Below are 4,006 nucleotides of genomic sequence, written 5' to 3' on the forward strand. Positions count from 1 at the left end.
CGCGGATCGCGGCGGCGGCCATCGTCTTGACCTCCTCGGCCTCTTGCCGGGCGGCGTCTGCGGCGTCCTGCGCTCGATCGGCTTCGCCCAACGCGAGCTGGGCTTCGGCTTGGGCGTCGCGTACGTCCGTCTCGGCCTGCTCGCAGGCCTGCCTGGCCAGCTCGTTGGCCGCCTCGACCTGCTGTTCTGTCTCGTGCCGAACGCCGGCGATCTTCTCGTCGGCGGCGGCGCGGGCCCGCTCGACATCCCGCTGAGCCTGCTCGCGAGCGGCGCCGGCCTGCTCGGCCGCCTCCTGCTGAGCCTGCTGGATCTTCTCGTCGCGGTCGCGTTCGGCGTCGGCGACTCGCTGTTCGGCATCTCGCTCGGCGCGCTCGATAGCCTCGGCCGTCTCCTCAGCGCGGGCGGCGCGCTCGGCTTCCGCCTCTTGCTGGGCGATGGCGTCTGCGGCGATCGTCTCGGCTTCGTCGCGCTGCTCCTCGGCTGGTGTTTCCGCAATTCCCGATGCTCAGTGCTCTTATGCCAACCCGACCACGGGTGTGTCCGTTTGCTCGGCGCCACCTTGGGGCTGGGGCCACGCTCGGGAGAAGAACGCCTGCACCGAGACGTCAGCGGGAATCTGCAGGGTGTGTCAGTTCCACATCAGGACGGCGGCTCGCGCGATCCAACTGTCACCTGTGCCCGGACGATCGGTTTGTTCACGGGCCCTTAGTGTCAGCTACGTGATCAGATTCACGGGTAGGACCTTCGGTCGGCACCGCGGCGGGTGTCGGCAAGGGCGAGGCGAACCGATTGGTGCCGGCTGCCAGGATCGCACCTGCTACGGCTGCGGTTGCGGCCGCGGCGAAGGCGGTGGCACCGGTGTCGTGGGGGCCGGTGAGCTGGCCGGCGACGGCAGTGCCCAGGCCGTAGCCACCCCACATGAAGGTGTTGAGCCAGGCGAAGACCTCGGTGCGGTAGCGAGCAGGGGCGTGGTCGGCGAGCAGGGCAGGCACGACCGCGTCGCGCGGCCCAGTCACCAGCCCGACCAGAGTGATCAGTAGGGCGAGCGTCACGAAGCCGGGCGCCCAGCCCCCGCCAAGGAGGACGGCCGCCTCGGCGAGCGAGAGCAGGACGAGCAGGCACCCGCCGGTGATGGGCCAGGCCCGCGCGCCGTACCCGAGGGTACCGAGGAGGGCGCCGGCCGACAGCAGGCCCATCAGCACGCCGGCAGAGGAGGCCGAGCCGAAGGTGGTGGCCGAGGCGACCGTGGCTATGCGCAGACAGCCAAAGGTGAAGGTGCCGAAGGCGGCGATGGTCAGCAGCACGAGGGTGCGCCGGTGGGTGAGCGGCCCGGCCAAGCGGACCCTGCCCGGCGGGGTGGGTGCGGCCTGCCGTACCGCAGGGGAGGTAAGGAGCAGCGCGGTCCCGAGCAGGACGGCGGCGCCCGCGGCTGCCACCACACCGTAGGCGGGAATGGCCAGGGACAGGACCGGCACGAGCAGGGGGCCGGCGATAAACATCAGCTCGTTGACGGCGTTGTCGACCGCGTAGGCGGCGGGCAGGGAGGCGGCGGGGACGAGGCGTGGCCAGGCTCCTCTGATGACTGATCCGGCGGGTGGGGTGGTGGCCCCCAGCAGTACCGCGGCGCCGATCATCAGGGCAGGCGGGGCGAGCAGGAGCAGGGCGTAGGCGAGGGCGTGGGCGGCCAAGTAGCCGGTCAGGGCCGGGCGCGGGCCGTACCGGTCGGCGATGCGCCCACCGAGCGGCGCGCATAGGGCCAGGGCCAGCGCGTGGCCGGTGAGCACGAGCCCAGCGGTGGCGTAGGAGCCGAGCCGGTCGACAGCGGCCAGCAGCAGGGCGAAGCTGAGTATGGGCGTGCCCAGCTTGACGATGAGACCGGCGACGAGCAGGTGAGGGACACCTGAATGGGCGAGCAGGCGGCGATAGGGCGCGAACATGGCGACTCCGTTACCATCTAACTGGATTATGCCTATGACACACGGGAAGGTGTTACCAGTCAAGTGGAGATAGCCTGTAACGTAACCCGGCAGGCTCCGCTGATTGCCGAGTTGGTCAATCTAGCCACGGCGCACTGGCGGGGCGGCGCCTCGGTACAGCCACTGGCGGGCGAGGAACTGGTGACGGCGTTCGCTGCCCAACTCGGCAACCGTGCGAGTGCGGTTCTGTGCGCCGTTCCGGACGCGGGGCGGCACCTGGCCGAGCTGGCCACCGAGCTGCGGCAGGTGTTGCTGGCCGAGCGTCCAGCGGACCAGGCCGCCCGCATCAACGCCATGATTCGCAGGTACGGCGCGCAGCCATACCTGGTCGAGGATGACGGCCAGCCGTTCCACCTGCACTTCCACGGATCGGGCGGCACCCAGGTGGAGGCCCTGGGCGGCGAGTTCACCACGGCGCTGGCCCTCATCGTCGACGGCTACGGCCCAGACCGCTTCGGGGAGTGTGAGGCGCACCAGTGCGAGGCGGTCTACATCGACCTGACCCGCAACGCCTCACGCCGCTACTGCAGCACGGCGTGTACGGCTCGCGCCAAGACCGCCGCCTACCGCAGCCGCCGCCAAACCTGATCAAGCCATGTAGTACTCGCACATGAGACGGGTCGCCCAGGCCGGTTGCCGAACCGGGTCGGTAGGCGCGAATTCGATTAAGTACGGCTTGATATCCAGCACAGGGCTGCCGTCCAGCGCATCCAGGTCGGCCACATGCAGGTCGCGGCGACCGCACCATCGGAGAGCCCGGGGACCTGCCACGCGGTGACGATCAGGCCAGGATCAATCGTCTTGTAGGTGAAATGACCAGACAATCCGGGCCGGACCGTGATCTGGTACTCCTCGTTCAGAGTGTCGATGTGTCCGGAGCCGACACCTTGGCCGCGTCGACCGTCATGTACGTGCGCACCTCAGGGACAGACAGGTGGCTGGGGACGGTGACGACGTCGGTCGTCGTGAACTCGCCGATGACGGTCCGGGTGCCCATCGGGGCAGGAAGGGCTACTCCGGCGCGGAGCGTCGTCGTGGTACTCCAGCCGCCCGTTGGTGAAGCGGGCGCGCCGGCTGTTCCGCCGCGCGACCTGTTCTCCCGGCGGCTGCACGTGGCCAAGCTGGCCGCCATTCCGGAGCCGCCGTCCCTGATCGACCTGCGCAAGCGAGTCCTCGGTAGACCTGCCCGAGCTGCTACTGGAGGTGATGGGCCGGGTTCCGGCGTTCGAGGCCGCGTTCACCCCAGTGGCCGGCGGGGTGAGCAAGCTCGCCGACTTTCACGTCTCGGTCGCGGCCTGCCTGACGGCTCAAGCGCTGAACATCGGGTACGCGCCGAGATGGGCGAGCGGATCGACGTGCTGCCCGGCCGCAGCGCCGATGTCATGGAAGGGTGGCTACGCGCCCATCCCGGTGTGCAGATCGTGTGCCGGGACGGCTCGGGTGCCTATGCCGTCCGCGAACAGACCACCCGCGAGCGTTGGCAGCAGATCCACGACCTCCCCTTCATCGAGGGCGCAGGGCGGGACGCCGCATCGACGACGAGGTCCTGGCCCACATCTCCCCGGCGCATAGCGAGAACATCAACTTCTTCGGCGCAATCGAGGTCGACATCGAAGGTGAACTCGCCCAGCTCGGTCCCACCGGCTATTCGGCCGCTGCGCGTCCGCGACACGCTGTTCTGACGGGCTTCCCTCACGGGGCGCACTCGGCGTCGGGGCGTTGCCCCCTCAGGGGCCCTTCAGTAGTAGGCGCCGAAAAAACCACGCTTAGCTGCGTCGGCGCGGGGAGAGGTAGGTACTCGCGGATCTTGCCGGGCACGTGCGGCCGCTGGTTGCCGAGCGAGATGCCCAGCGTCGGGAACTGGTTGGCGATCTCCAGCGCGGTGAGGGGGCCTGGCTGGCGCTATAGCTGTGTGATCAGGCGTTCGGGGACCCAGGTCACGTCCACGGACGTGGTGTATGAATCGATCTTCGCGTGATCCTGTTTCTGCAGGTTAAGCGGTAAGTGTCTGCGGGAGCGGGTTGGGGACC

Annotated in this window: 6 protein-coding genes; 3 read left to right on the forward strand and 3 right to left on the reverse strand. The window is 69.2% G+C overall.

Going from position 1 to position 4,006, the window contains the following annotated elements; all coding sequences use genetic code 11:
* On the forward strand, positions 1–709 hold a 709-nt coding region (locus AB0J09_RS58450), incomplete at its 5' end, for a hypothetical protein (protein WP_360711858.1).
* Here AB0J09_RS58450 and AB0J09_RS58455 read toward each other — a convergent pair.
* On the reverse strand, positions 696–1,937 hold the full coding sequence (locus AB0J09_RS58455; protein WP_360711861.1) for an MFS transporter: 1,242 nt from the start codon (positions 1,935–1,937) through the stop codon (positions 696–698). The two genes, AB0J09_RS58450 and AB0J09_RS58455, sit on opposite strands and share 14 nt — an antisense overlap.
* 111 nt (positions 1,938–2,048) lie before the next feature.
* Here AB0J09_RS58455 and AB0J09_RS58460 point away from each other — a divergent pair, with 111 nt between their 5' ends.
* A complete protein-coding gene (locus AB0J09_RS58460) occupies positions 2,049–2,564 on the forward strand; it encodes a CGNR zinc finger domain-containing protein (protein ID WP_360711864.1) in 516 nt (171 codons plus the stop codon).
* Here AB0J09_RS58460 and AB0J09_RS58465 read toward each other — a convergent pair whose 3' ends face one another.
* Complete coding sequence (locus tag AB0J09_RS58465) at positions 2,565–2,747, reverse strand: TrmO family methyltransferase (protein WP_360711867.1); 183 nt, start codon at positions 2,745–2,747, stop codon at positions 2,565–2,567.
* 85 nt (positions 2,748–2,832) lie between these two features.
* A complete protein-coding gene (locus AB0J09_RS58470) occupies positions 2,833–2,973 on the reverse strand; it encodes a hypothetical protein (protein WP_360711870.1) in 141 nt (46 codons plus the stop codon).
* A 340-nt stretch (positions 2,974–3,313) separates the two neighbouring features.
* On the opposite strand from AB0J09_RS58470, the gene AB0J09_RS58475 reads away from it, so the two are divergent.
* Entirely contained in the window at positions 3,314–3,658 is a 345-nt protein-coding gene (locus tag AB0J09_RS58475; protein WP_360711873.1) for a hypothetical protein, read from the forward strand.
* The last annotated feature ends 348 nt before the right edge of the window (positions 3,659–4,006 follow it).

The organism is Nonomuraea sp. NPDC049784 (assembly GCF_040659615.1).
Classification (GTDB): domain Bacteria; phylum Actinomycetota; class Actinomycetes; order Streptosporangiales; family Streptosporangiaceae; genus Nonomuraea.

Coding starts and splice junctions, on each gene's coding strand:
- AB0J09_RS58455 (WP_360711861.1), bottom strand. CDS start 1,937: ATGTTCGCGCCCTATCGCCGCCTGCTCGCCCATTCAGGTGTCCCTCAC.
- AB0J09_RS58470 (WP_360711870.1), bottom strand. CDS start 2,973: ATGGGCACCCGGACCGTCATCGGCGAGTTCACGACGACCGACGTCGTC.
- AB0J09_RS58475 (WP_360711873.1), top strand. CDS start 3,314: ATGGGCGAGCGGATCGACGTGCTGCCCGGCCGCAGCGCCGATGTCATG.